The organism is Roseateles sp. P5_E1 (assembly GCF_054049335.1).
Map to the genome: position 1 here is coordinate 64,880 of NZ_JBFUMN010000008.1, position 23,649 is coordinate 88,528.

Annotated in this window: 21 protein-coding genes; 12 read left to right on the top strand and 9 right to left on the bottom strand. The window is 67.8% G+C overall.

The window, feature by feature from the left end; all coding sequences use genetic code 11:
- Positions 1 to 8: 8 nt before the first annotated feature.
- From ACXJKJ_RS10325 to ACXJKJ_RS10340, 4 genes are all read left to right on the top strand, one after another.
- A complete protein-coding gene (locus ACXJKJ_RS10325; RefSeq protein WP_457390035.1) occupies positions 9 to 3,218 on the top strand; it encodes a response regulator in 3,210 nt (1,069 codons plus the stop codon).
- Between the two features lie 105 nt (positions 3,219 to 3,323).
- Positions 3,324 to 3,878 (top strand): hypothetical protein, encoded by a 555-nt coding sequence (locus tag ACXJKJ_RS10330; RefSeq protein WP_457390036.1) that lies wholly within the window; start codon positions 3,324 to 3,326, stop codon positions 3,876 to 3,878.
- Positions 3,879 to 3,995: 117 nt separating this feature from the next.
- Entirely contained in the window at positions 3,996 to 6,071 is a 2,076-nt protein-coding gene (locus tag ACXJKJ_RS10335; protein ID WP_457390037.1) for a TonB-dependent receptor, read from the top strand.
- A 158-nt stretch (positions 6,072 to 6,229) separates the two neighbouring features.
- Positions 6,230 to 7,300 (top strand): asparaginase, encoded by a 1,071-nt coding sequence (locus ACXJKJ_RS10340; protein WP_457390090.1) that lies wholly within the window; start codon positions 6,230 to 6,232, stop codon positions 7,298 to 7,300.
- Between the two features lie 99 nt (positions 7,301 to 7,399).
- Here the strand turns inward: ACXJKJ_RS10340 and ACXJKJ_RS10345 are convergent, their stop codons facing one another.
- On the bottom strand, positions 7,400 to 8,392 hold the full coding sequence (locus ACXJKJ_RS10345) for a recombination-associated protein RdgC (RefSeq protein ID WP_457324421.1): 993 nt from the start codon (positions 8,390 to 8,392) through the stop codon (positions 7,400 to 7,402).
- Positions 8,393 to 8,496: 104 nt separating this feature from the next.
- Positions 8,497 to 9,147 (bottom strand): DsbA family oxidoreductase, encoded by a 651-nt coding sequence (locus ACXJKJ_RS10350; protein WP_457390038.1) that lies wholly within the window; start codon positions 9,145 to 9,147, stop codon positions 8,497 to 8,499.
- Between the two features lie 107 nt (positions 9,148 to 9,254).
- On the opposite strand from ACXJKJ_RS10350, the gene yghU reads away from it, so the two are divergent.
- The 6 genes from yghU to ACXJKJ_RS10380 are packed head-to-tail and all read left to right on the top strand — an operon-like array spanning position 9,255 to position 14,732.
- Positions 9,255 to 10,136: a glutathione-dependent disulfide-bond oxidoreductase gene (gene yghU / locus ACXJKJ_RS10355; protein WP_457390039.1), complete on the top strand. Its 882-nt coding sequence runs from the start codon at positions 9,255 to 9,257 to the stop codon at positions 10,134 to 10,136.
- Positions 10,133 to 10,762: a glutathione S-transferase family protein gene (locus ACXJKJ_RS10360; protein WP_457390040.1), complete on the top strand. Its 630-nt coding sequence runs from the start codon at positions 10,133 to 10,135 to the stop codon at positions 10,760 to 10,762. The genes yghU and ACXJKJ_RS10360 overlap by 4 nt, the downstream gene beginning before the upstream one ends.
- A 36-nt stretch (positions 10,763 to 10,798) precedes the next feature.
- Positions 10,799 to 11,137 (top strand): hypothetical protein, encoded by a 339-nt coding sequence (locus tag ACXJKJ_RS10365; RefSeq protein WP_457390041.1) that lies wholly within the window; start codon positions 10,799 to 10,801, stop codon positions 11,135 to 11,137.
- A 60-nt stretch (positions 11,138 to 11,197) separates the two neighbouring features.
- Complete coding sequence (locus ACXJKJ_RS10370; protein WP_457390042.1) at positions 11,198 to 11,623, top strand: hypothetical protein; 426 nt, start codon at positions 11,198 to 11,200, stop codon at positions 11,621 to 11,623.
- Positions 11,620 to 13,113 (top strand): RAD55 family ATPase, encoded by a 1,494-nt coding sequence (locus ACXJKJ_RS10375; RefSeq protein ID WP_457390043.1) that lies wholly within the window; start codon positions 11,620 to 11,622, stop codon positions 13,111 to 13,113. Before ACXJKJ_RS10370 ends, ACXJKJ_RS10375 begins: the two co-directional genes overlap by 4 nt.
- Positions 13,110 to 14,732, top strand: a complete 1,623-nt coding sequence (locus ACXJKJ_RS10380; protein ID WP_457390044.1) for a diguanylate cyclase domain-containing protein — start codon at positions 13,110 to 13,112, stop codon at positions 14,730 to 14,732. The genes ACXJKJ_RS10375 and ACXJKJ_RS10380 overlap by 4 nt, the downstream gene beginning before the upstream one ends.
- Before the next feature lie 59 nt (positions 14,733 to 14,791).
- Here ACXJKJ_RS10380 and ACXJKJ_RS10385 read toward each other — a convergent pair whose 3' ends face one another.
- From ACXJKJ_RS10385 to ACXJKJ_RS10415, 7 genes are all read right to left on the bottom strand, one after another.
- A complete protein-coding gene (locus tag ACXJKJ_RS10385; RefSeq protein ID WP_457390045.1) occupies positions 14,792 to 15,772 on the bottom strand; it encodes a succinylglutamate desuccinylase/aspartoacylase family protein in 981 nt (326 codons plus the stop codon).
- Positions 15,769 to 16,620 (bottom strand): PIG-L deacetylase family protein, encoded by an 852-nt coding sequence (locus tag ACXJKJ_RS10390; protein ID WP_457390046.1) that lies wholly within the window; start codon positions 16,618 to 16,620, stop codon positions 15,769 to 15,771. Before ACXJKJ_RS10390 ends, ACXJKJ_RS10385 begins: the two co-directional genes overlap by 4 nt.
- A gap of 268 nt (positions 16,621 to 16,888) precedes the next feature.
- Positions 16,889 to 17,773: a DMT family transporter gene (locus tag ACXJKJ_RS10395; protein ID WP_457390091.1), complete on the bottom strand. Its 885-nt coding sequence runs from the start codon at positions 17,771 to 17,773 to the stop codon at positions 16,889 to 16,891.
- A 2-nt stretch (positions 17,774 to 17,775) separates the two neighbouring features.
- Positions 17,776 to 18,936 (bottom strand): esterase-like activity of phytase family protein, encoded by a 1,161-nt coding sequence (locus ACXJKJ_RS10400; protein WP_457390047.1) that lies wholly within the window; start codon positions 18,934 to 18,936, stop codon positions 17,776 to 17,778.
- Positions 18,937 to 18,991: 55 nt separating this feature from the next.
- A complete protein-coding gene (locus tag ACXJKJ_RS10405; protein ID WP_457390048.1) occupies positions 18,992 to 20,308 on the bottom strand; it encodes an aminotransferase class III-fold pyridoxal phosphate-dependent enzyme in 1,317 nt (438 codons plus the stop codon).
- A gap of 36 nt (positions 20,309 to 20,344) precedes the next feature.
- A complete protein-coding gene (locus tag ACXJKJ_RS10410; protein WP_457390049.1) occupies positions 20,345 to 21,262 on the bottom strand; it encodes a DMT family transporter in 918 nt (305 codons plus the stop codon).
- Positions 21,259 to 22,041 carry a ferritin-like domain-containing protein gene (locus ACXJKJ_RS10415; protein WP_457390050.1) on the bottom strand — a complete coding sequence of 261 codons (783 nt, stop codon included), beginning with the start codon at positions 22,039 to 22,041 and terminating at the stop codon, positions 21,259 to 21,261. The genes ACXJKJ_RS10410 and ACXJKJ_RS10415 overlap by 4 nt, the downstream gene beginning before the upstream one ends.
- A 50-nt stretch (positions 22,042 to 22,091) precedes the next feature.
- Here ACXJKJ_RS10415 and ACXJKJ_RS10420 point away from each other — a divergent pair, with 50 nt between their 5' ends.
- Both ACXJKJ_RS10420 and hslO read left to right on the top strand, forming a co-directional pair.
- Complete coding sequence (locus ACXJKJ_RS10420) at positions 22,092 to 22,616, top strand: gamma carbonic anhydrase family protein (protein WP_457390051.1); 525 nt, start codon at positions 22,092 to 22,094, stop codon at positions 22,614 to 22,616.
- Entirely contained in the window at positions 22,613 to 23,572 is a 960-nt protein-coding gene (gene hslO / locus ACXJKJ_RS10425; protein ID WP_457390052.1) for an Hsp33 family molecular chaperone HslO, read from the top strand. The genes ACXJKJ_RS10420 and hslO overlap by 4 nt, the downstream gene beginning before the upstream one ends.
- The last annotated feature ends 77 nt before the right edge of the window (positions 23,573 to 23,649 follow it).

Genomic DNA, 23,649 nt, shown 5'->3' on the forward strand with positions numbered 1-23,649 from the left:
TCACGGGCATGCGCTGGAATTTCCGGGTAGCGTCACTGGGCATCGGCACCAAGCTGACCGTCGGCGTCGGGGTCCTCGTCGGGCTGACGCTGCTGGTGGTGGCACTCGCCATCCTGGCGGGCCGCAACGCCAGCCGGGACATCGAAATCAGCGAAGGCCTGCGGGCGCCGGCCTCGCGGGCGTCGGCCCAGGCGCAGGAGGCGCTGCTGAGCATGCAGCTGCACCTGCGCGGCTTCCTGGTGCTCTCTGACCGCGAAGACATCGGGCACTACCACGCGGCACGCGGGGCGTTCGAGAGTGCGCTGACATCGCTGGAGGAATTGGCCGACGGCTGGGAGGAGGGCGAGCGCAAGCAGGTGCAGGCCTTGAACGAGCGTTACGCGCGCTGGAAACGCCTGCCGCCACAGCTGTTCGAGCTGCACGAGGACACCTTGCGCAACCGGCCGGCGCTGCGACTGTCGAGCATGGACGTGCAGGCGCAGCGGGTGCGTGTGCTGGCCGAGACCGAGGCCATGATCAAGTTGCAGAATTCGCGCCCTGCCGACGCGGTGAACCGCGAAGTGCTGGCGGAGATGCTTACCTTCCAGAGTTCGTTCGATGTGCTGGCCACCAACGTGATGGCGTTCGGCGCCTCGGGCGAAGGCAACTTCAGGCTGACGTACAGCTCGCAGCTGGTCACCAATGCGGCCTTGTGGGACGGGCTCTACGCCCGTCGCCCCTTGCTCACGGCTGCGCAGCGCGCCCACCTGGACCGCATCGCAGCGGCGCGGGCCGCGCTGACCGAGCTGACCCTGCGCATCCGCACGATCCAGGACAGCGCGCGTGCCTACGAGGACCTCTACCTGTATCGGACCGAGGTCGTGCCGCAGGCGCAAGGGCTTCTCGACCTGCTGCACCAGATCACCGCCGAGCAGCAGGCGCAACTGCAGACCGAGCTGTCGCGGGCTCGGGACAGCCTGGCCCGCTCGCGTGCCCAAACGGCTGTCGGTGGCCTGGCCGCGCTGGCATTCGGTGCAGCCTTGGCGTTCCTGCTTCGGCGCAGCATCGTCGGGCCGGTGCAGCGCCTGACCCAGGTGGCGGCACGGATCGCCGCTGGCGACCTCACCGCCCAGGCGCCCGTCGAAGCGCGCGATGAGACCGGCATGCTGGCCACCAGCTTCAATTCGATGACGGCCCGCCTGGCCCACACGATTGCCGACCTGGAAGCCGCCTACAGCGAAGCGCAGCAGGCCAAGAATGTTGCCGAGCTTGCCAACCAGGCCAAGAGCAGCTTCCTGGCCAACATGAGCCATGAGATCCGCACGCCGATGAACGCGATCCTGGGCATGTCCCACCTGGCGCTGCAAAGCGGCCTCAACCCGCAGCAGCACAACTACATCCAGAAGGCGCATGCGGCGGCGGAATCGCTGCTGGTCATCATCAATGACATCCTCGACTTCTCCAAGATCGAGGCCGGCAAGCTCGACATCGAGACGATCCCGTTCAGCCTTGGCGACGTGCTGGACAACCTGAGCAATGTTGTGGGCCTGAAGGCCGACGAGAAGGGCCTGGAGCTGCTGCTGGACTTGCCGCTCGCGGTCCCCCGGGCACTGGTGGGCGACCCATCGCGCCTGGGCCAGGTGTTGCTCAACCTGGGCAACAACGCCGTCAAGTTCAGCGACAGTGGCGAGGTCATCGTCGCCGTGAAGATGGTGGAACGGGACGGCGAATCGGCCCGGCTGCGCTTCACCGTGGGTGATTCCGGCATCGGCATGAGCCCTGAACAACTGCAACGCCTGTTCCAGCCCTTCACGCAGGCCGATGCCTCGACCAGCCGGCGCTATGGCGGCACCGGCCTCGGGCTGGCGATCAGCCGCCACCTGGTGAAACTGATGGGCGGCGAGCTCACCGTCGAGAGCGAGCTGGGCCGCGGCAGCCGTCTGCACTTCGAGCTGCATTTCGGGTTGCAGCCTGGCGCTGCGGACGCGGCCATGGACACCAGCCTGCGCGGCACGCGTGTGCTGGTCGTCGACGACAACGCCGCCGCGCGCGAGCTGCTCGCGACGATGTGCGGCACGCTGGGCCTGCAGGTCGATACCGCCGCAGGTGGCGAAGAAGCGCTGCGCCTGGTGATGCAGGCCGACGCGGGCGACGCACCCTTCCAACTGCTGCTGCTCGACTGGAAGATGCCGGGCATGGACGGCGTGGCCTGCGCGCAGGCGCTGGCCCAGCAGACCGAGCTGCGCCACCCGGCACCCCTGGTCATGCTGGCCACGGCCTTCAGCCGCGAAGAGGTGAGGCAGCGCCTGGCCGAGCGCAAGCTGCGGGCCGGCGCGCTGCTGACCAAGCCGGTCACGCCCTCGACCTTGCTGGATGCCTGCGCTGCCGCACTCGGACGCTCGCTTGCCGTCCCCACGCGCAATGCGCGGCGCGAAGAAGCACAGCTCGACCATCGAAAGGCGCTGGCCGGTGCCCATGTGCTGCTGGTGGAGGACAACGCGATCAACCAGGAACTGGCCGTCGACCTGCTCAGCCGCGCCGGTATCGTCGTCAGCGTCGCCGGCAATGGCGAGGAAGCGCTGCGCAAGCTGGCCAGCGAGCGTTTTGATGCAGTGCTCATGGACTGCCAGATGCCCGTCATGGACGGTTATGCAGCGACGCGGGCGTTGCGCCAGCAGCCGGCGCTGCAGGCGCTGCCCGTGATCGCCATGACCGCCAATGCGATGGTCGGCGACCGCGAAGCCGTCATCGCGGCGGGCATGAACGATCACATCGCCAAACCGATCAAGGTCGATGAGATGTTCGCCACCCTCGCGAAATGGGTCAAACCGAGCGGTTTGGTGGTGGTGGGCAACGACGGCAGCGCCGACGCGTTGCAGGCGCTGAACGGCATCGACGCGCATTGCGGCTTGGCCAATGTCGGCGGCAACGGCGTGCTGTACCGCCGTGTGCTGAGCATGTTCCGCGACCGCGAGGCCGATTTCGCGCAGCGTTTCAACGCCGCACGCCGTGCAGGCGACGCCGACGCCGCCATGCGCGCCGCGCACGACCTCAAGGGCCTGTCCGGAACGCTCGGCATGCATGCGGTGCAGGCCGCTGCCGCTGCGTTGGAGCGGGGGTGCCTGCATGGCGCGCGCGACGCCGAGGTGGACGCCATGGTGCATGACGTGGCGAGCCACCTCGACAAGGTCGTCGACGAGCTCCGGGCCGTCGAGAGTGAGACCGCGCAGGCCGCGTGATCGTCATTGCCAGGCTGCGGCGACGCCTTCAGTGAATCCGGCCACCGATGGCCCACGTAGGACAAGCAAGCGAATGTCATACGCGGGCAATGCTGGTGACCGAAGATGCGTCGCCTGGCCTGCGCCCGCCTCGGTTCCTTTGTCATCACGCCCGTGCCACCCACCCTGTCGTCACTGCTCCATCGAACGCGTGCTGCCGTCCTGGTGCTGCTGCTCGTCGTGTTGCCGCTCCAGGGCGTGGTGCAACTCGTTGCGGGCCTCCAAGGTCACAGGCATGTGCATATCGGCACGGCGACTCGGCATGACGCCGTGCTGGCGGGCCTGACCCAGCCACTGCGCGCCCTGCTGGACCATCTGCACGCCGCACAGGACCCGCGGCTGCAGGGCTCCAAGTTCCCTCGGGTGCTGAGCAAGGGGTCTGGCGCGGAGATGCACGAGCATGGTGGCGTCTTTCACAAGCACGCTCAGCACGACGCCGACGTGCTCGAGGTCGGCGATCCGGCTGACGACACCGCCCAAGGCGCTGTGACGGCCTTCCTCGCCTGGCTGCCGGCCGGCTTGACCCTGCCGGTGGGCGAGGGCGGCGATCACCCTGCCGCGACCCACCTCGATTGGCGCGACCGTGTCGTCGCGCCGCCGTTGACCCCTCCTCGCGGCTGATCGACAGGCGCCTTCGCGTGCCATGGCGCTTGCTGCGCCAATCCGATCCCCTGACTTCCGCCCGTCCTGACCGGACCCAGCGGTGCCTGCGTGCGCGCAGGCTTGCCGAGAGCTCCCATGCCCAAACATTGCCGCTTCCAGCCGACGCTGCTGGCCGCCGCCTGCCTGCTCGCCGCCTCCGCAGCCCAGGCCGAACCCTCAGCCGTGCTTGAAAAGGTCGAGATCACCGGCCGCCACTACGACAACGCCATCGGCAGCACCGATGCCGCGTCGCAGGGCACCATCCGCGCCGAGCTGCTGAAGAGCCGCCCCGCGCTGCGCCCGGGCGAGGTGCTGGAGTTCGTGCCCGGCCTCATCGTCACGCAGCACTCGGGCGACGGCAAGGCCAACCAGTACTTCCTGCGCGGCTTCAACCTTGACCATGGCACCGACTTCGCCACCACCGTCAACGGCCTGCCGGTCAACATGCCGTCCCACGGCCACGGCCAGGGCTATTCGGACCTGAACTTCCTGATTCCCGAACTGGTGGACCGCATCGAGTACCGCAAGGGCCCGTACTTTGCGAAGAACGGCGACTTCGCCGCCGCCGGCTCGGCCGACATCGCCTACCGCAACACGCTGGACGAAAGCTTCGCCGCATTGACGCTGGGCCAGCGCCAGTTCCAGCGCTTTGTCGGCGCCGGCTTTACGCACCTGGGCGACATGCATCTGCTGGGCGCCATCGAGGTGCAGCACAACGACGGGCCGTGGCAGTTGCCCGAACACCTGCGCAAGACAAACGGTGTGCTGATTCTTTCGGGTGGCACGCGCGCCGAGGGCTGGAGCACGAGCCTGATGACCTATGACGCCCGGTGGACATCGACCGACCAGGTGCCCGAGCGTCTCATCACAGCCGGCACCTTCAACGGCCAGCCCTTCGGCCGCTTCGATGCCATCGACAAGAGCGACGGCGGCGAGACGCGCCGCAGCAGCCTGTCCGGTGAATGGCATCGCAATACCGGCACAGAAGCCACCAACGTCGCGGCCTATGCGATGAACTACCGGCTCAAGCTCTTCTCCAACTTCACCTACGCGCTGGAGCGGCCCGACGACGGCGACCAGTTCCTGCAGCAGGACAGGCGCAGCGTCTACGGCGCCAATGCCAGCCACGCCGTCGACCACCGCCTGGGCGACCTGCCGGCCCGCAGCGAGATCGGCCTGCAGCTGCGTCACGACCGCATCCGCGTCGGCCTTTACGACACCGTAGAGCGCCGCATCACCGCAACGACGCGCGACGACGAGGTGCGCGAGACCGAGCTTGGCGTCTACGGCCAGACCTCGGTCGAGCTGACGCCCTGGCTGCGCGGCGTCGTCGGCCTGCGGGCAGACCAGGCGCGCTTCAAGGTGCATAGCTACAGCAACGCCGCCAACTCCGGCAGCGCCTCGGCCCACCTGCTGTCGCCCAAGTTCTCGGTGATCGCCGGGCCGTGGGCCAAGACTGAGTTCTTCTTCAACGCGGGCCGCGGCTTTCACAGCAATGACGCGCGTGGCACGACGGCCACCATCGACCCCAAGACCGGAGACGCGGTCGACAAGGTGCCGGGTCTTGTCGCGGCGCGCGGCCTGGAGCTGGGTGCACGGACCGAATGGATGCCGGGCCTGCAGAGTTCGGTCGCGATCTGGAAGCTGGACTTCGACTCCGAACTCGTCTATGTGGGCGACGCGGGCGCGACCGAGGCCACCCGGCCCAGCAAACGTCATGGGCTTGAGTGGAACAACCGCTATGTCCCTGTACCCTGGTTGCTCATCGACGCCGACCTGGCCTGGACGCGTGCCCGTTTTGCCGATTTCGACCCCGCGGGCAACCGCATTCCCAATGCCGTCGACAAGGTCGGATCGATCGCCGTCACGCTGCGCGACCTTGGTCCCTGGTCGGCCAGCCTGCAGTGGCGTTACCTCGGCTCGGGCTCGCTGGTCGAGGACAACAGCGTGCGCTCGCGCTCGTCGCTGACGACGAATCTGCGCGTCAGCCGCAAGCTGTGGGACAAGGCCGAGCTGACGGTGGACGTGTTCAACCTGATGGACCGCAAGCTCAACGACATCGAGTACTTCTACGAGTCGCAACTGCCCGGCGAGGCGGCGGCGGTGGCCGACCGTCATGTCCACCCGGCCGAGCCGCGCACGGTGCGGGTGACGCTGAAGATGGGGTTCTGAAGAGACGACGCTTTTGCACGCGACCCGGCCCGGGCAATGCACTGGAGTCATGCGCCTTCTGAAAGCACGAATGCCGGATCGGTATTCATGCGGGCCCGTTTCTCGCATCTACTCGCGCTGGTTTCTTTACAACCAGAGGAGAACTCCGCATGCAATCCATGACCTTCGGCCTGCGCGCCGCCTGCGCCGCGCTGCTGGCGGCCAGCGCCTTCGCCGGTTTGCCGGCGCTGGCCCAGACCGCCAAACCCACCGTGGTGATCGTCGCCACCGGCGGCACCATCGCCGGTGCTGGCGCCTCGGCGTTGAACAGCGCCACCTACCAGGCCGCCAAGGTGCCGGTGGACAAGCTGATCGCCGGTGTGCCCGAACTGGCCAGCGTGGCCAACGTGCGCGGCGAGCAAGCCTTCCAGATCGCTTCCGAGAGCTTCACCAACGACAAGCTGGTGACGCTGGGCAAGCGCGTTTCCGCGCTGCTGAAGGACCCGGAAGTGGGCGGTGTGGTCGTCACCCACGGCACCGACACGCTGGAAGAGACAGCCTTCTTCCTGAACCTGGTGATCAAGAGCGACAAGCCCATCGTGGTTGTCGGCTCGATGCGGCCGGGCAGCGCGATGTCGGCCGACGGCATGCTGAACCTGTACAACGCGGTGGTGGTGGCGGCTTCGCCCAGCGCCAAGGGCAAGGGCGTGCTGATCACCATGGCCGACGACATTCTGTCCGGCCGTGACGCAGCCAAGCGCGTGAACATCAAGACCAGCGCCTTTGGCAGCCAATGGGGTTCGCTGGGCATGGTGGTCGAGGGCAAGACCTTCTGGTTCCGCAGCCTGGCCAAGCGCCATACCGCGAACTCCGAGTTCGACATCGACACCATCGACGCGCTGCCGGACGTGTCCATCGTCTACGGCTCGGGCAGCATGAACATGGCGCTGTACGACGCCGCGGCCACGCCGGGCGTCAAGGCCATCATCAACGCCGGCACGGGCAATGGCTCGGTGCCCGACTACGCGGTGGACAAGCTCAAGTCCATCCGCAGCAAGGGCGTGCTGGTCATCCGCTCCAGCCGCGTGGCTGACGGCATCGTGCTGCGCAACGCCGAACAGCCCGACGACAAGTACGACTGGGTGGTGGCCCACGACCTGAACCCCCAGAAGGCCAAGATCCTGGCCGCCGTGGCCCTGACCAAGCCGCAGACCACCGCTGAGCTGCAGCGGATCTTCTGGGAATATTGATCTAGCGGAGCGTGCCGAGAGCTTCGCGGCTGACGGCACCGTTGTGGCGTGCCTGCCGGTGCCGCGCCAAGCTACCCAAGCGATCCGACGCCTGGGGTGTCACCAGGGCGGTGACTCACTGAGCGCGTCCTCAGGCACGTTCGCCGGCAGAGAGGCGATGGCGGGCGCGGGCGCTGAGGCGGGCGCACCGGCCGCGGCGAAGTCATGCTCGCCGCCCAGGCCTTCGATCAGTGCCGGGATCAGCCGGCCCAGTTCGCCTGTGGCCAGGGCCGCGTCGGCATCGAAGGCCTCGTCGCCGCTGGCCTCGGGCCGGCCTTCAAAGGCCAGGTCCAGGAAGCTGATCTTCTTGATCGCGAAGCCTTCGGTCAACGTGAAGGCGACGCGGTCGTTCCAGCTCAGGGCCAGGCGGGTCGGCATCTTGCCGCTGGTCAGGTGGGCGCGGACCTCGTCGATGTCCAGCGGGTGGCGGGCATAGCGCACGACGGGCTTCTCGTCATCGCTGCCCTTGAGTTCGCATTCGCGCTCGATCTGGAAGCCCTCGGGCGTCACGCCGTCCAGCAGCCAGGCGGCCATGCAGGCGGCGGGGCTTTCGGCCGTCTGCACCAGCTGCAACGACAGGCCGTCGGCGGCCTGGATCAGCAGCGTGACGACCTCGTCGGCGCGGCTGGCGGAGCCGGCATCGACGAACAGCAGACGCTGCTCCGGCGCGATCCAGACGCGCGTGGCCGAGGTCTTGGTGAAGGCGCGCGGCAGCAGCTCGTGCGTGGCCTGCTCCTTCATGTCCTTCTTGGCCTTCTTGCCGGGTTTGCGGCCGGTCTGGGCCTCGATCTGCTCGGCGAGCTCGTCGATGCGCTCCTGCACGACGGAGGAGGGCAGCAGGCGCTGCTCGCGCTTGAGCTTGAGCAGCCAGTGGCCGTCGATGACTTCGACCAGGGGCGCGTGCTCGACGTCCCGCGGCGGGGCCCAGCCGACGGCCAGGGGTTGCGTCGGGGCGCAGGACAGGAAGGGTTCCTTGGCCAGCTTGTCGGCCAGCTGGGTGGCGTCGGGCTGCCAGCCCTCGCCGATGCGGTAGACGATGAGGTTCTTGAACATGGGCTCGATACAAACAAGAAGCCCGCCAGCGGCGGGCTTCGGAAATAGGCAGCGATCAGGCCGCGATTGTCTCAGGTCGCGCGGCGGCGCCGGCGAGGGGTGGGTCAGGCCAGGTGCGGTTCGTCCATGACCTGGCGCAGCAGCTTCTCGAACACCTCGACCGATTGGCCGCCCTGGATCAGGTGGCGCTGGTTGACGATGATGGCCGGCACGGCGTGGATGCCCTGGGCGTGCACTTCCGCCTCGGCGGCAGCCACTTCCTCGGTATAGCGCGTGCCCGCCAGCAGTTCGCGCGCCTCGGCCTCGGGCAGGCCGGCGGCGGTGGCCAGGCTCAGCAGCACTTCGTGATTGGATACATCACGGCCATCGGTGAAATAGGCCTTCAGCATCGCCACCTTCAGCGTGCGCTGCACGGCGCCGCCAAAGGCTTCGTCCGCCCAGTGCAGCAGGCGATGGGCGTCGCGCGTGTTGTAGATGCGGCCGCGCGCCTCCATGCGGAACTCGAAGCCCAGCGCCGCACCGCGCTCACGGATGGCCTGGCGCGTGCCGGCCAGCGCCGCCGGGCTGGCACCGTATTTCTCGGCCAGATGCTCCTCGATGTCCTGGCCTTCGGGTTTCATGCCGGGGTTGAGCTCGAAGGGGTGGAAGTGCAGGTCCAGTTCCAGCCCGGGGATGCGGGCCGCCGCCGCTTCCAGCGAATACAGGCCGATGGCACACCAGGGGCAGACGATGTCGGAAATGAAGTCGATACGCATGGGTGGCATTTTCGCGGGCATCGAGATGCCCCTCAGGTTTGCAGGCTTGACCGAGGTGTGACCGGCTTTTGCGCTAGCGTGCCGGGTTTGCATCCTGGAACGCCTGCATGACCGATCCGACAACGACCGACTACATCCCGCCCCAGGTCTGGACCTGGGACAAGGCCAGCGGCGGCCAGTTCGCCAGCATCAATCGCCCCATCGCCGGCGCCACCCATGACAAGGCGCTGCCCGTTGGCCGCCATCCACTGCAGCTGTATTCGCTGGGCACGCCCAATGGCGTCAAGGTCACCGTGATGCTGGAGGAACTGCTGGCGCTGGGCCACACCGGCGCCGAGTACGACGCCTGGCTGGTGCGCATCAACGAGGGCGAACAGTTCGGCAGCGGCTTTGTCGAGGCCAATCCCAATTCCAAGATTCCGGCCCTGGTGGACCACAGCGGGCCAGAACCGGTGCGGGTGTTCGAGTCGGGCGCCATCCTTGTCTACCTGTCGGAAAAGTTCGGCGGCGCCTTCTTGCCCGAAGGTGGTGCGGCGCGCGCCGAGGCGCTGAGCTGGCTGTTCTGGCAGATGGGCAGCGCGCCCTTCCTGGGCGGCGGCTTCGGGCACTTCTACGCCTATGCGCCCACCAAGCAGGAGTACCCCATCGACCGCTATGCCATGGAGGTCAAGCGCCAGCTCGATGTGCTGAACCGCCGGCTGGCTGAAGCGCCGTATCTGGCGGGCGAGGCCTACAGCATTGCCGACATGGCCATCTGGCCCTGGTATGGCGCGCTGGCCAAGGGGCAGCTCTACGGCGCCGGTGAGTTCCTGTCGGTGCACGAGTACAGCCACGTCATCCGTTGGGCTGACGAGGTCGCCCAGCGCCCGGCCGTCAAGCGCGGTCGCAAGGTCAACCGCACCTGGGGCGAACCCAACAGCCAGCTGCACGAGCGCCACGAGGCCAGCGACTTCGATACCAAGACGCAAGACAAGCTGGTGGCGCCATGATCACGCTCTACGACTGCGCCACCGCGCCCAGCCCGCGCCGCGCGCGCATCCTGTTGGCCGAGAAGGGGGCGCCGCACGAAACGGTGCAGGTCGACCTGCGCAATGGCGAGCAGATGGGCGAGGCGTTCCGGCGCATCAACCCGCAGTGCACGGTGCCGGCGCTGGTGACGGAGGAGGGCGTTGTGCTGACTGACAACGCCGCGATTGCGGCCTACATCGAGGCGCGTTTCCCCGAGCCGCCGCTGCTCGGCCGCAGCCCGCTCGACAAGGCCGAGATCGCGGGCTGGCAGTGGCGCGTCGAGTTCGAGGGCCTGCTGGCGATTGCCGAGGCATTCCGCAACAGCAGCCCCGCCATGGTCAACCGCGCGCTGGCGGGGCCGCTGGACTACGCGCAGATCCCGGCGCTGGCCGAGCGCGGGCAGGCGCGGGTGCAGGCCTTCTTTGCGATGCTGAACGCGCATCTGGCGGAGCGCGACTTCATCGCCGCTGGCCAGTTCAGCATTGCCGACATCACGGCCGTGGTGGCGGTGGACTTTGCGCGGGTCGTCAAGGTCAAGCCCGGTGACGAGCATCCCCATCTGCGGCGCTGGCGAGCGGCGATGGAGATGAGAGGCACGATGGCGTAGGCCATCGATCACCGTCAGACATTGAAAGGCAGCACCATGGGAGCGGACGCATTCATCGCCTTCTACGGCATCAAGTTCGAGCTCGACCCTGACGACGAGGAGGGGCTTGACGCCTGCGATACGGGCAGCGATGTCCGTTGCCAGAAGGCGAGGTCGGTCGGGCTGGAAACCTACACGGGACGCATGACGGACGGTGAAGACTACTTCCTGTACATCGGCACAAGGCTGGCCTCACTGGGCATCGAGCATGATCAGTACGTGACGCAATCCGTCGAGCAGCTCTCTTCTCTCGCCGCTAACGTCATGGCCAAGCTGAGGGCGGCGGAGTTTCCGCAGTCGCCCGAGCTTCACTTCCAGTTCATCGGTCAGTACTAGCCACGCGGGGGGGGGGGTACTATCCGTCAGTCCGCATTGCGGCAACTGATGGGGTCGTGCATGTCAACTGGACCGCAACATATCGAAGCGGTCCTGGCACGTCAGCTCGCAGAGGGCGCCAGTGCGGCGGTGATTGCCGACGCATCCTGTGAGGTCTGGCGCCGGATCGACGCCGCCTTGTCACCCATCGTCGGGCGGCATGGCGTCGCAGCGCTGCTCAAGCGCAGCCTGCACCTCACGCGAACCGCTCATCCTGCGCTGGCCGCCGCTGCAAATGCGGATGCCCGCCCTGGCGATTTCCGTGCATTGCGCGCGGTCCTGGCGGGTCAGGTCAGCGCCGAAGCCGCCGCGCTGAATGCCGCGTTGCTGGGTACCTTCTACGACCTCCTGTCCAGCCTGATCGGCGCCACGCTCACGGAGCGGCTGCTGGATCCCGTATGGGCACCCCCTTCCACCGACGCGCCCGCACAGGACTCCCAGACATGACCACCGCCAAAGCAACCATCAACCGCCTGGCCACAGGCGTGCAGGGCTTGGACCAGGTGCTGGGCGGTGGCCTGCCGGAGTTCTCCTTCAACATCATTGCCGGCCCGCCGGGCTGCGGGAAGACAACGTTGGCGCACCAGATGATGTTCGCGCTTGCCACGCCCGAACGACCGGCGCTGTACTTCACCGTGCTTGGCGAACCGCCGCTGAAGATGCTGCGCTATATGCAGCAGTTCGAGTTTTTCGACAGCGACGAGGTCAACCGTTCGATCTACTTCATCAACCTGGCCGACGACACCGCCGCCGGGGATCTGGACAAGGTGCTCGAAAAGATCGTTGCCGCCGTCGAGCAGCATCGCCCCGGCCTGGTCTTCGTCGACTCCTTCCGCTCGGTCATGCTGGCCAGCCAGGGCAACGGCAACAGCTACATCACCTTGCAGCATTTCGTGCAACAGCTTGGCATGTTGATGACCAGCTGGCAGGCAACCACCTTCCTGATCGGCGAGTACTTCACCGACGCTGATCCGAACCCGGTCTTCACCGTCGCCGATGGTCTGATCTGGCTGCGCCAGAGCACCAAGCGCAACTCCGTCGTGCGCAATATGGAAGTCATGAAGTTGCGCGGTCAGGCGACTTCGCCCGGCCTGCACACCTTCCGCATCGGTTCTGACGGCATCACTGTCTTTCCGCCCGTGCTGCAGTCGTTTCCGCCCGTCAATGCGGGCGCTGAAACAGGCGAGCGGCTCAGCATCGGCGTGCCGGACCTTGACGCCTTGATGGGCGGCGGCCTGCCACGCGGCTACTCACTGCTGGTGGCGGGGCCCTCAGGTTCGGGCAAGACCATCCTGGCCTCGGCCTTCCTTGCAGAAGGCGCACGGCACGGCGAGACGGGCGTCATCGCCTCCTTCGAGCAGCGCCCAAATCTCTCGCGCACGCCGGCGGTGGCCGAGCTGGTCGGGAGCGGCCGCGTCGGGCTTGTGGACACGCAGGCGGCCGGCATGTCGGTCGACGAACTGTCGATTTTGCTGATCGCGGAGATCCAACGCCTGGGCGCGAGCCGCGTGGTCATCGACTCGCTGTCGGGCTTCGAGCTGGCGCTCGCGCCGACCTTCCGCGAGGATTTCCGCGAGTCGCTCGCGCGCATGGTCACCGCGCTGGCCAGCACCGGCGCCACGCTGTTGATGACGTCGGAGCTGGAAGACCGCTATGACGACCTGCGCTTCAGCCCCTATGGCACGGCCTTCCTGACCGACGCCATCATCGTGCAGCGGTATATCGAGGTGGACAGCCGCCTGCAGCGCGTGCTGGCCGTCGTCAAGGTCCGCGCCAGCGCGCATTCCAACGAGCTGCGCCTGTTCCACGTCAACGACGAGGGCATCCAGATCGGCGAAATGCTGGAGGGCTATGAAGGCCAGCTGGCCGGCCGGCCCACCCGCCGGGCAGGGGCTCCTGCGCCTCCTGCGTTACTTCGAGCACCGAAGCAGCCGTGAGCGACGACGCCCATCCGCCGCGCGCGCCCCCTGCCCAGGCACAGCAGCCTGACGAAGACGCCGGTGCCATCCGCGCGGAGCTTCTGCGCCTGCGGCAAGACCTGGAACAGGTGCAGCAGCAGTTCAGCGCCACACAGGCCGCGCAGCTGCGGGACGCCAACGAGCAACTGGTGCTGGCCGTCATGCAGGCCGAGGCGATTGCCGAGGCGGCGACGGACAAGTTGATGGCGATGACGCGCATCACCCAGCGCGATGCCCTGACCGACACGCCCAACCGCGCGCTGATGCTGGACCGGCTGCAGACGGCGTTGTCGATGGCCAGGCGCCGGCACACACGCAGTGCGGTGCTGTTTGTCGACATCGATCGTTTCAAGCACATCAACGACAACTTCGGCCATCTGATCGGCGACGAGGCGCTCAAGCTGGTTGCCCTGAATCTTGGCACGGCCGTGCGCGATTCGGACACCGTCAGTCGCCACAGTGGCGACGAGTTCCTGGTGCTCCTTGCCGAGATCTCGAAAGCCGGTGACGCGGCTCAGATTGCACTGAAGATGCTGCACTTGATTGCTGCCATCCGCATCGACAGCCTGCCCGCGTTCAGGGTCAGTGCCAGCGTCGGCATCGCGATCTACCCCGATGACGGTCGTACGGCCACGCAGCTCATCGACAAGGCCGATTCGGCCATGTATCGCGCCAAGAAGATGGGCGGTGCCATGTTCCAGTTCCACGGCGCAGAGGACGTGCCTGACAGCGGGCATGTGCCGGACTTCGGCGACACGCACGGCCTGGGCACGCAGCCTGCGCCGCTGGATGCGACGCCCAGCCCGGATCCCCACCGTCATGCTTTGCGTGACGCCAACGAGCAGTTGCTCTTGTCAGCGCTCGCATCCAAGGTGTTGGAGGAGCGGGCCACGGATGCGCATCAACAGCATGTCATCCATCTGGCGATGGTCGCGCACGAATTGCGCAGCCCACTCGCACCACTGAGCAATGCCGCGGAATTGCTGAGCCGATCCCGCGGTGATGAAAGCCGGCATGCGTGGCTGCAGGAGGTCATCAAGCGGCAGGTGGCGCACATGACCCGAATCGTCGACGACCTGCTGGATGGATCTCGCGCCGAGACGGGCAAGTTCCATCTGGTCCGCGGCAATGTTGACTTGGTGGAGATTCTTGGCGGGGTGGCCCAGGCCTGCCAACCGGCGATGGACGAGAAGCATCAGCGCCTGCGCGTTTCTCTTCCACCAGGCCCGCTGAACGTGCATGGCGATCCAGTGCGGCTCGAGCAAGTTTTTCGGAATCTGATCGACAACGCGGCCAAGTACACGCGTGACCGGGGTCACATCGCTCTCACGGCTGCCGTGATCGATCGCGTGGTCTCGGTCACCGTGTCGGACAACGGCATCGGCATCGTGGCCGAGGCACTGCCGCATGTATTCGACTTGTTCGTGCAAAACGAGCACGCGATAGCCATGCACCACGGCGGCCTGGGCATTGGCTTGGCGGTGGTGCGCGAGCTCGTAGAGGCCCACGGTGGCACGGTGGTAGCCGTCAGCGCGGGCCATGACAAGGGCAGCGAGTTCATCGTCCGGCTGCCCCTGGCCGCGCTTGCCACGCCTTGAGTGGCGACGCCAGGCCGGCATACGGCAGGCGGCCTCGATGGCGGAGCTGCCCGCCGCGTTCAGGCGAGTTTGCGGTCGCTCGGCCGCGCCAGGTAGAACCACTCGGTTCCCGGCGCGGACTTGGTGTTCGGGAACACGATGCGCCCCTCGCTCGGTGCCAGCACGGCCTCGCCGCTGGCGCGGGTGCCGATGCGCTGGCCCTTCGCGATGGCGTCGAAGCTGGCCCAGCTCTGCTCGAACTGATCGCCATCGGCTTCGCGGTCGATGACGTCGTAGAGCTGCAGCAGCTCAGGCGCCTGTGTGGGGCGGTGTGGCTCGACGGCGGTTTCATGGAGCATGCCCAGGAACACCAGCGAGCGCAGGATGGCCAGGCGCGCGACCTCCGGGCCGTTCGGGTCCAGATGCTGGCCGCACTCCAGCGTGATGGCCCAACCGCCGGTGGAGCGCATGTATTCGGTGGTGCCGACACCGTAATGCGGGTCCGAGATCAGCGCGGCGCGGCGCGAGCCGTCGTGCTCGCGCTGCTGGCGGCGCTGCAGGCCCAGGGCATAGGTCGACAGCCAACCCTCGACGATGCGGCCCACGCCCAGGCGCGCGGCCAGTGCCGATTCGGTCGCCTCCTGCGAGAAGGGCTCCAGCTCGCCGCTGTTGTTGCGCGGGCCGATCATCGCGAACGCCGGGCCCTGGCCCTGGAAGCTGTGCAGATCCAGGATGCCGTCGTGCTGGGCGATCAAGGCACAGAGCTGGCGGGCGATGCGGTCCTCGAAGTCGTGCGCGATGACGGGCGGGCGCAGGTTGCGGTTGAGGTTGCGGTCGCCTTCGCGGCGGTTCAGCTGATGGGCCAGCGGGTTGACGATGGGCACCAGGGTCAGCGTGCCGCGCAGCAGCGTCAGCTCGCCGGCATCGAGCTGGCGAATGATCTCGGCCATGGCTTTGGTGCCATGGATTTCGTTGCCATGCACAGCGCCGGTGACGAGGAAACGCGGGCCAGGTTGGAGGCCGGCGAACTGGTGGACACGGATGTGGGTGGGCTGGTTCATGACTGGAGCAGGGCGGAAGACAGGGCCTTGTCGGCAGGGAAGACGCGGCGCGGCAGTTCGGCGGCGGGCTGGCCGGCGCGGTAGGCAACGAGGCGGTAGAGGGTGGCGAATGCGAAGTCGGGCGCGGCCTCGCCGGCCCCCTGCACCAACTCGCCACCGCGGCGCACGGCGTCGGCCAGGAAGGCGGGCAGGCGCAGGTGATAGGGGTTGCGCTCGATCTCGCCGGTGTGGCGCTCCAGCGCGGCGATGAGGCGGGCGGTGTCGGCGATATTGGTCTGCACCAGCGCATTGGGTGCCGACTGCGTGGACCAGAACTCGGTGTGGGCCAGCACCGCGTCCAGGCGTGCGGCGGCCAGCGCTTCGGCGACGAGACGGTAGACGCCGCGGTGGCTGGGGTTGTCGTCCAGCGCATGCGGTGCCAGCACAAGGGCCGGGCGATGCCGGGCCAGCAGCGCGGCGATGGTGTCGACATGGGCCCGCCACAGCTGCGGCTCGCGTTCGGCCGTGTCGGCGCGCACGTCCGACAGGCCGTCCTCGCCAACGCGGATGCAGTCGAAGCCGAGCACGCCGCAGGCGTCCTGCAATTCGACCCAGCGCGACTCGCGGCGTTCGGGGTTGCTGCCCAGGGTCACGGCGACATTGCCGACTCGCCAGCCGGCCTCCTGCTGAAGCCGCAGTGGCAGCGCGCCGACGATGCATTCATCGTCGGGGTGGGGCGCGAAGATCAGGCAATGGCCGGGGCTTGGCTCGCGGCCGGGCGCGGTCACGCGGTCGGGCGGGTTGCCCAACAGCTCGGCAAAGCGGGAAAGGTGCTCACGCCAGCGCGCGAGGTCTGCATCCAGGGACATGCCGGCATCCTACAGAGAGTAGGAGCCAGCGAGGCCGTGAGCGTGGCCCGCGTTGGGTCTGGCGTGGGGGCAGGCAAGGCGCGAGGAGGCCGCGGGCTCGCGCCCACAACGACGAGCAACGCCGCATGCGCCCACGCCAGACCCAACCCGGAGGGCCGGGGCGATTTTGCGGCACCCGGCGGCGTTGCCGGCTCCTTGCGTGGCGCCCGCCACGCCGCGTCACCTGCGCCTTGCCGGCCACCGCAACTCGCCCCGGCGCGGGCCGCGCTCACGGCCTCGCTGGCTCCTTGGCCGGCCATGTCGCCAGCAGCACACCCAATAAGGCCAGGCCATAGGCCAGGGCCTGAAGGGCGGAGATGGATTCACCGAGAGCCAGGCCGATCAGGGCCGTGCTGATTGGCAGAAAGACCATGAAGACTCCCGCCTTGGCCGCAGGCAGGCCCTTCAGGCCAGCCATCCACAGCCAGACGGTGATGACGCTGGCCGTGGCGGCGTAGTAGCCCAGCAGCGCCCAGTCCAGCACGCGCGGCGCGCCGAAATCGAAGCTTAGGGCCTGCCAGATGGCCAGTGGCGCGACGAGCACCAGGCCCCAGAGGTTGATCAGGGCGCTGATGCGCTTCGGGCCCAGGCCGGCGGTCAGCTTCTTGCCGATGACGACATAGCAACCCTCGCAGAACACGGCCGCGAGCAGCAGCAGCGCGCCCACCGGCGTCGTCTCAGCGCCGCCACCCTGTTTGCCGCTGGCCACCAGCGCAATGCCGCCGACCGCGCAGGCGATGCCGGCCAGCACGCGGCCGCCCAAGCGCTCGCGCAGGAAGGCCCAGCTCAACAGCGCGACGGCCGCCGGGATGCCGGCCATGATGACGCCGGCGACCACGGCCGAACTCTGCCGCAGGCCGAACAGCATGCAGATGGAGAACAGGAAGTTGCCGAGGAAGGATTCGAGGAAGAGCAGCCAGCGCGAACGCGCATCCAGCGGCGCTTCGTGGGCGGGCTTCTTCAGCCAGGGCAGCATCAGCACGGCCGCGAAGCCGAAGCGCAGGCCGGCGAGCAGGAAGATGGGAAAGGCCGCGACCAGCAGCTTGGACAGGCCGACATAGCTGCCGACCAGGCTGGTGCTGGCCGCCAGCAGGGCATACGCCCGCCAGGGCACCGTCACGGCAAGTTGCCGTCGATGGTGAAGGCCAGGAACTGCGTGAACTGCGCGGGATTGAAGTTGTTGTCGGACACCAGGATCAGCGTGCGCTTGCCTTCCAGCATCGGACCGAACGTGATGCCTTCGATGTTGTCCAGGGCCAGCACGCTGCCGTCGTCGTTCTTCAGCGACGACAGGTCCAGCAGCATGGTGCGCTTGACGGGCACGACCTCGTGGCCCTTGATGCTGGACCAACCCGACACATCGGTCGCGCCGCGCGTGTCGATCAGGTAGAGCTTGATGGTGTTGCTGGTGGGCTGCTTGGTCAACGCCGCAATGCCCGGCGTCACGGCGCCGACGGCGAAGGCGCGCTCGATGACGATGAACTCATGGGCCGACAGGGCCAGCATGTCGGGCACGCCGTTGGTGGCGAAATCGCCCTGGCGCGCCGGCGGGAAGGGCACCGGGCCGACGTCGTAGATGTATTCGGCGCCGGCCTTGCCGCTGTCCAGGTCGAAGGACAGCATGCGCGCGCGGCTGCCGCGGCCCACGGCCGTGGGCAGGCTGTCCTGGGCCAGGCCGTTCTCGCTCATCGTCCACAAGGTCTTGCCGTCGGGCGTGATGGCGATGCTCTCGAAGGCGAGGTTGTTATAGACGCCCACGTCGCCGGGCGTGATGCCGCCGGCGCTGCCCAGGGGGTTGTAGTAGCCCGGCACCGGGAATTCGCCGGCCGGCTTGCCGTCGGGGCTCATGCGGCGCACGGTCGGGTTCTGCAGGGAGCTGGAGACGCGCTGGCCCTCGTTGGCCCAGTAGATGAGGTTGCGCCTGGCGTCCAGGCGCAGGCTCTCGGGGTCGACCTGGTTGCGGCCAAAGGGCTGGCCGTCGAGGTCGAGGATGGTGGTCATGCCGACCCAGGCCACGCCGGCCTCACCGGGGTTGGCGCTGCGGCGGAACTTGGACAGGTCCAGGCTCAGCTCGTAGTAGCGCGCCGGCGCGCGGTCGCTGCGGTCATCGCAGATGGCCAGGTAGCGGCCGGTGGCGGGCACATAGTCGATGCTGGACAGGCCGCCGACCGGCACCCCGCGGAAGCTCGCACTCGTCGGCACGATCTGCTGGCCGACGTAGTTCAGGGTCTGTGCGTGGGCGGACCCTGCAAGCAGCAGGGCGAGTAGCCATTTCATTGGGAAAACTCCAGGGCGGGGCCGCGGCGCCGGTACTGCCGCCACGGGGCGCGGATTATGCGGCGCGACGCAGGGCGCCTCTGAGCGTGTCGACGATGCGTTCGATGTGGCCACTCTCGATGATGAGCGGCGGCGACAGCGCCACGGTGTCACCGGTCGTGCGGATCAGCAGGCCCTTGTCCCAGCAGTCCAGGAAGACGTTGAAGGCGCGCTTGGCCGGCTGGCCGTCCAGCGGCTTCAGCTCGACGCCGCCGACCAGGCCGATGTTGCGCACGTCGATGACATTGGGCTCCTCGCGCAGCGAGTGCAACGCCTTGGCGAATTCGCCTTCCATGCGTGCGGCGCGGGTCAGCAGGTCGTCGTCGGCGTAGGTGTCCAGCGTCGCAATGCCGGCCGCGCAGGCGAGAGGATGGGCCGAGTAGGTGTAGCCGTGGAAGAACTCGATGAGGTGCTCGGGCCCGGTCATGAAGGCGTCGTGGATCTTCTGCTGCGCGAACACGGCGCCCATGGGCACGCAGCCGTTGGTGATGCCCTTGGCCACCGTCATCAGGTCGGGCGTGACGCCAAAGGTCTGGGCGGCAAACGGCTTGCCGGTGCGGCCGAAGCCGGTGATGACCTCGTCGAAGATCAGCAGGATGCCGTGCTTGTCGCAGATCTCGCGCAGGCGCTGCAAATAGCCCTGGGGCGGCAGCAGCACACCGGTGGAGCCGGCGACCGGCTCGACAATGACGGCGGCAATCGTCGACGCATCATGCAGGGCAACCAGGCGCTCCAGGTCCTCGGCGAACTCGGCGCCATGCGGCGGGACGCCGACCGAGAAGGCGTTGCGCGCCGGGTCGTGCGTGTGGCGGATGTGGTCCACACCGGCCAGCAGGCTGCCGAACATCTTGCGGTTGGCCACCATGCCGCCGACCGAGATACCGCCGAAGTTGACACCGTGGTAGCCGCGCTCACGGCCGATCAGGCGGGTGCGGGCGCCTTCGCCGCGCACGCGGTGGTAGGCGATGGCCATCTTGAGCGCGGTGTCGACCGACTCGGAGCCCGAGTTGGTGAAGAACACGCGGTTCATGCCCGTGGGCGCGATGGCCGCCAGCCGCTCGGCCAGCTCGAAGGCTTTGGGGTGGCCCATCTGGAAGGGCGGTGCAAAGTCCAGCTCCGCGGCCTGCTCCTGGATGGCCTTGACGATCTTGGCGCGGTTGTGGCCCGCGTTGACGCACCACAGGCCGGCGATGCCGTCGAGGATCTCGCGGCCCTTGTCGTCGCGGAAATACATGCCATCGGCCTGCGTCAGCAGACGCGGCGCCTGCTTGAACTGCCGGTTGGCAGTGAAGGGCATCCAATAGGCGTCAAGCTTGGAAACGTCAGCGCTCATGCGGGGCTCCTCGACAAAGGAGCCCAAAGTCTAGAGTCAATTTGACGGGTTGGTCAGAATTTGCCGTTGCTTCAGGGTTCTCACCAGCGGCGTCAGCTGCACGAGCAGGATGCAGGCGAGCATCAGGCCGCAGCCGATCAGCCCGGCGGTGTTGAGCCGTTCGCCGAGCAGCGCATAGCCGAAGGCGGCGGCGAACAGGGTCTCGGCCGACAGGATGATGGCCGCGTCCGCCGCGTGGGCGTAGCGCTGGGCCACCACCTGGGCCGTGAAGGCGATGCCGACCGAGACGATGCCGGTGTAGGCGATGGGCCAGGCGGCAGCGACCAGGCCGCTCCAGTGCACCGGCTCCATGCCGAAGGCCGCGATCAGCGACAGCACGCCGCAGACAGCGAACTGGCCACTGGCTACAAGAAAGGGAGCGCCCATGCGGTCGGCCCAGCGGCCCACCATCAGCACATGCACCGCCCAGGGGATGGCCGAGCCGGCCACCCAGAGGTCGCCCAGGCCGATGCGCAGCTCATGCGCGCCCGACAGCAGGAAGGCACCCACCAGGCAACCCGCCGCCGCCGGCCAGACCGACCAGTGCGCCACCTGCCTCAGCAGCAGCCAGGCCAGTACCGGCACCAGTGGCACATAGACGGCGGTCAGGAAGCCGGCGTTGGTCACGCTGGTGTATTGGATGCCGACCTGCTGCATGACAGCGCCAAGCGTCATCAGGAGGCCCAGGCCGGCAATGTGAATGCCGTCCAGCTTCACCAGCGGCCGGCCTTCGCGGCCCAGGCGGCGCCACTCCAGCACGGCCAGCGGCAGCACGACCAGAGAGCCGATCAGGAAGCGCACGCCGGTGAACAGCAACGGGCCGACGTCGGCCATGCCGCGGCTTTGCGCGACGAAGGCCGAGCCCCAGATCAGCGCGACGAAGGTGAGCAGCAGATTGGCATGGAACCGCGTCATGGGCGAGCCAGCGCGGCGAGTTCCGCTTCGTCGAAGCCGGCCGCGCGGCGGGCTTCGAGATTGAAGGGCGCGCGCAGCTTGGGCGCCTGATGAAGGGTGGCGAGTTCGGCGTAGGTCGCGATCGGGTCCAGCCCGCGTTGCTCGCACAGGAAGCGGTACCAGCGGTTGCCGGCCAGCACATGGCCGATCTCGTCGTGCAGGATGACGTCGAGGATCTCGCCGGCTTTTTTGTCACCGGCACCGACGAGCTTGCGCTTGACGGCGGGCGAGGCGTCCAGCCCGCGTGCTTCCAGCGTGCGCGGCACGAGGGCAATGCGGGCGAGCAAATCGCGTTTCGTCCGCTCGGCCATGTCCCACAGCGCGTTGTGGGCGTCGAAGTCGCCGTAGTCGAAGCCCAGCGTCAGCAGATGCTCGCGCAGCAGCGTGAAGTGCTTGGCTTCTTCCTGGGCGATGCGCAGCCAGTCGCGGTAGAAGGCCTCGGGCATGCCGGGGAAGCGCCAGCAGATGTCCAGGGCCAGGTCGATGGCATTCAGCTCGATGTGGGCGATGGCGTGCACCAGGGCCGCGATGCCGGCCGGCGTGCGCAGCGACGGACCTTTGAGCGTGATGTGCTCGACCAGGCGCGGGCGTGCGGGCCGCCCCGGAATGCCGCCGGGCTCGGGAATCAGCGCGCCGGTATCGACCGGCAGGGCGGCGTCAAGCGCCAGCGTGGCGGCGGCCTTGGCGGGCGCATCGGCAATCAGGAGGGGGCCGAGCGTGGCCAGGCGGAGGTCGGACATTGCCCGGGATTCTAAAATCCGCCCTTTTGCGCGTTTTGCGCGAGGCCGCGATGGCGATTTACCAGCTCGACGAGCACCTCCCCGACGTGGCTGATTCCGCCTGGGTGGCCGACAGCGCCGAGGTCATCGGCCGTGTGACGCTGGGGGAGGGGGTCAGCATCTGGTTCAACGCCGTGCTGCGCGGCGACAGCGACACGCTGACGATTGGCGCGGGCAGCAACGTCCAGGACGGCTCGGTGCTGCATGCCGACCACGGCTTCCCGCTCGTCCTCGGCGAGAACGTCACCGTGGGCCACCAGGTCATGCTGCATGGCTGCACGGTCGGCGACGAAAGCCTCATCGGCATCGGCGCGGTGGTCTTGAATGGCGCCCGCATCGGCCGCAATTGCATCGTCGGCGCCGGCGCGCTGGTGACCGAAGGCAAGGAATTCCCGGACGGCTCGCTGATCGTCGGCGCGCCGGCCAAGGTCGTGCGTGAACTGAGCGAAGCGCAGATCGCCGGGCTCAAGGCCAGCGCGGCCCATTACGTCAACAACGGCCGCCGTTATGCGGCCGGCCTGAAAAGAATCCGATGAGTGAACTGCACAAATTCCTGTTCGACGGCCTGCCGGTGCGCGGCATGCTCGTGCGCCTGACCGAGGGCTGGCGCGAACTGCTGAGCCGCCGTGAGCCCGGCCAGGAGTACCCGCCCGAACTGCGCGACCTGCTCGGCCAGATGAGCGCCGCAGCGGTGCTGATGCAGGCCAACATCAAGTTCAACGGCGCGCTGGTGCTGCAGATCTTTGGCGACGGCCCGGTCAAGCTCGCCGTGGCCGAGGCTCAGCCCGATCTGAGCTTTCGCGCGACGGCCAAGTGCGTCGGCGAGCTCGCTCCCGGGGCCGACCTGCCCAGCATGCTGAACGTGCACGGCCAGGGCCGCTGCGCGATCACGCTGGACCCCAAGGACAAATTCCCCGGCCAGCAGCCCTACCAGGGCGTCGTGCCCCTGCACGGCGACCACCGCGAGCCCCTGTACAAGCTCTCTGAAGTGCTGGAGCACTACATGCTGCAGTCCGAGCAGCTCGACACCCGGCTGGTGCTGGCCGCCAATGGCGACATCGCCGCCGGCCTGTTGATCCAGCGGCTGCCGGTCGAAGGCGAGGGCAACCTCGAAGGAAAACGCAACGAGGATGACATCGGGCTGTCCGAGGGCTTCAACCGCGTCGCCATCCTCGCGGGCACGCTGACCGCCGAAGAGCTGCTGACGCTGGACGCCGACACCATCCTGCGCCGCCTGTTCTGGGAGGAGACGGTGACCCGTTTCGAGCCCCAGGCGCCGCATTTCTCCTGCACCTGCTCGCGGGAGCGTGTGAGCCAGATGCTGCGCGGCCTGGGCCGCGACGAGGCCGACAGCGTGCTGGCCGAGCGCGGCGAGATCGAGATCGGCTGCGACTTCTGCGGCCGGCACTACCGCTTCGACGCGGTGGATGTCGGCGCGCTGTTCACGCCCGCCGGACGCCAGCCGGACGGCGCCGAAGGCACGCTTCAATAGTTCTGAGGTCGTTCAGCGTTTCCATTGCGCAACGGGCCTCATGCCTTCTGAGGATGCCCGGCAGCCTAGTGATTGAC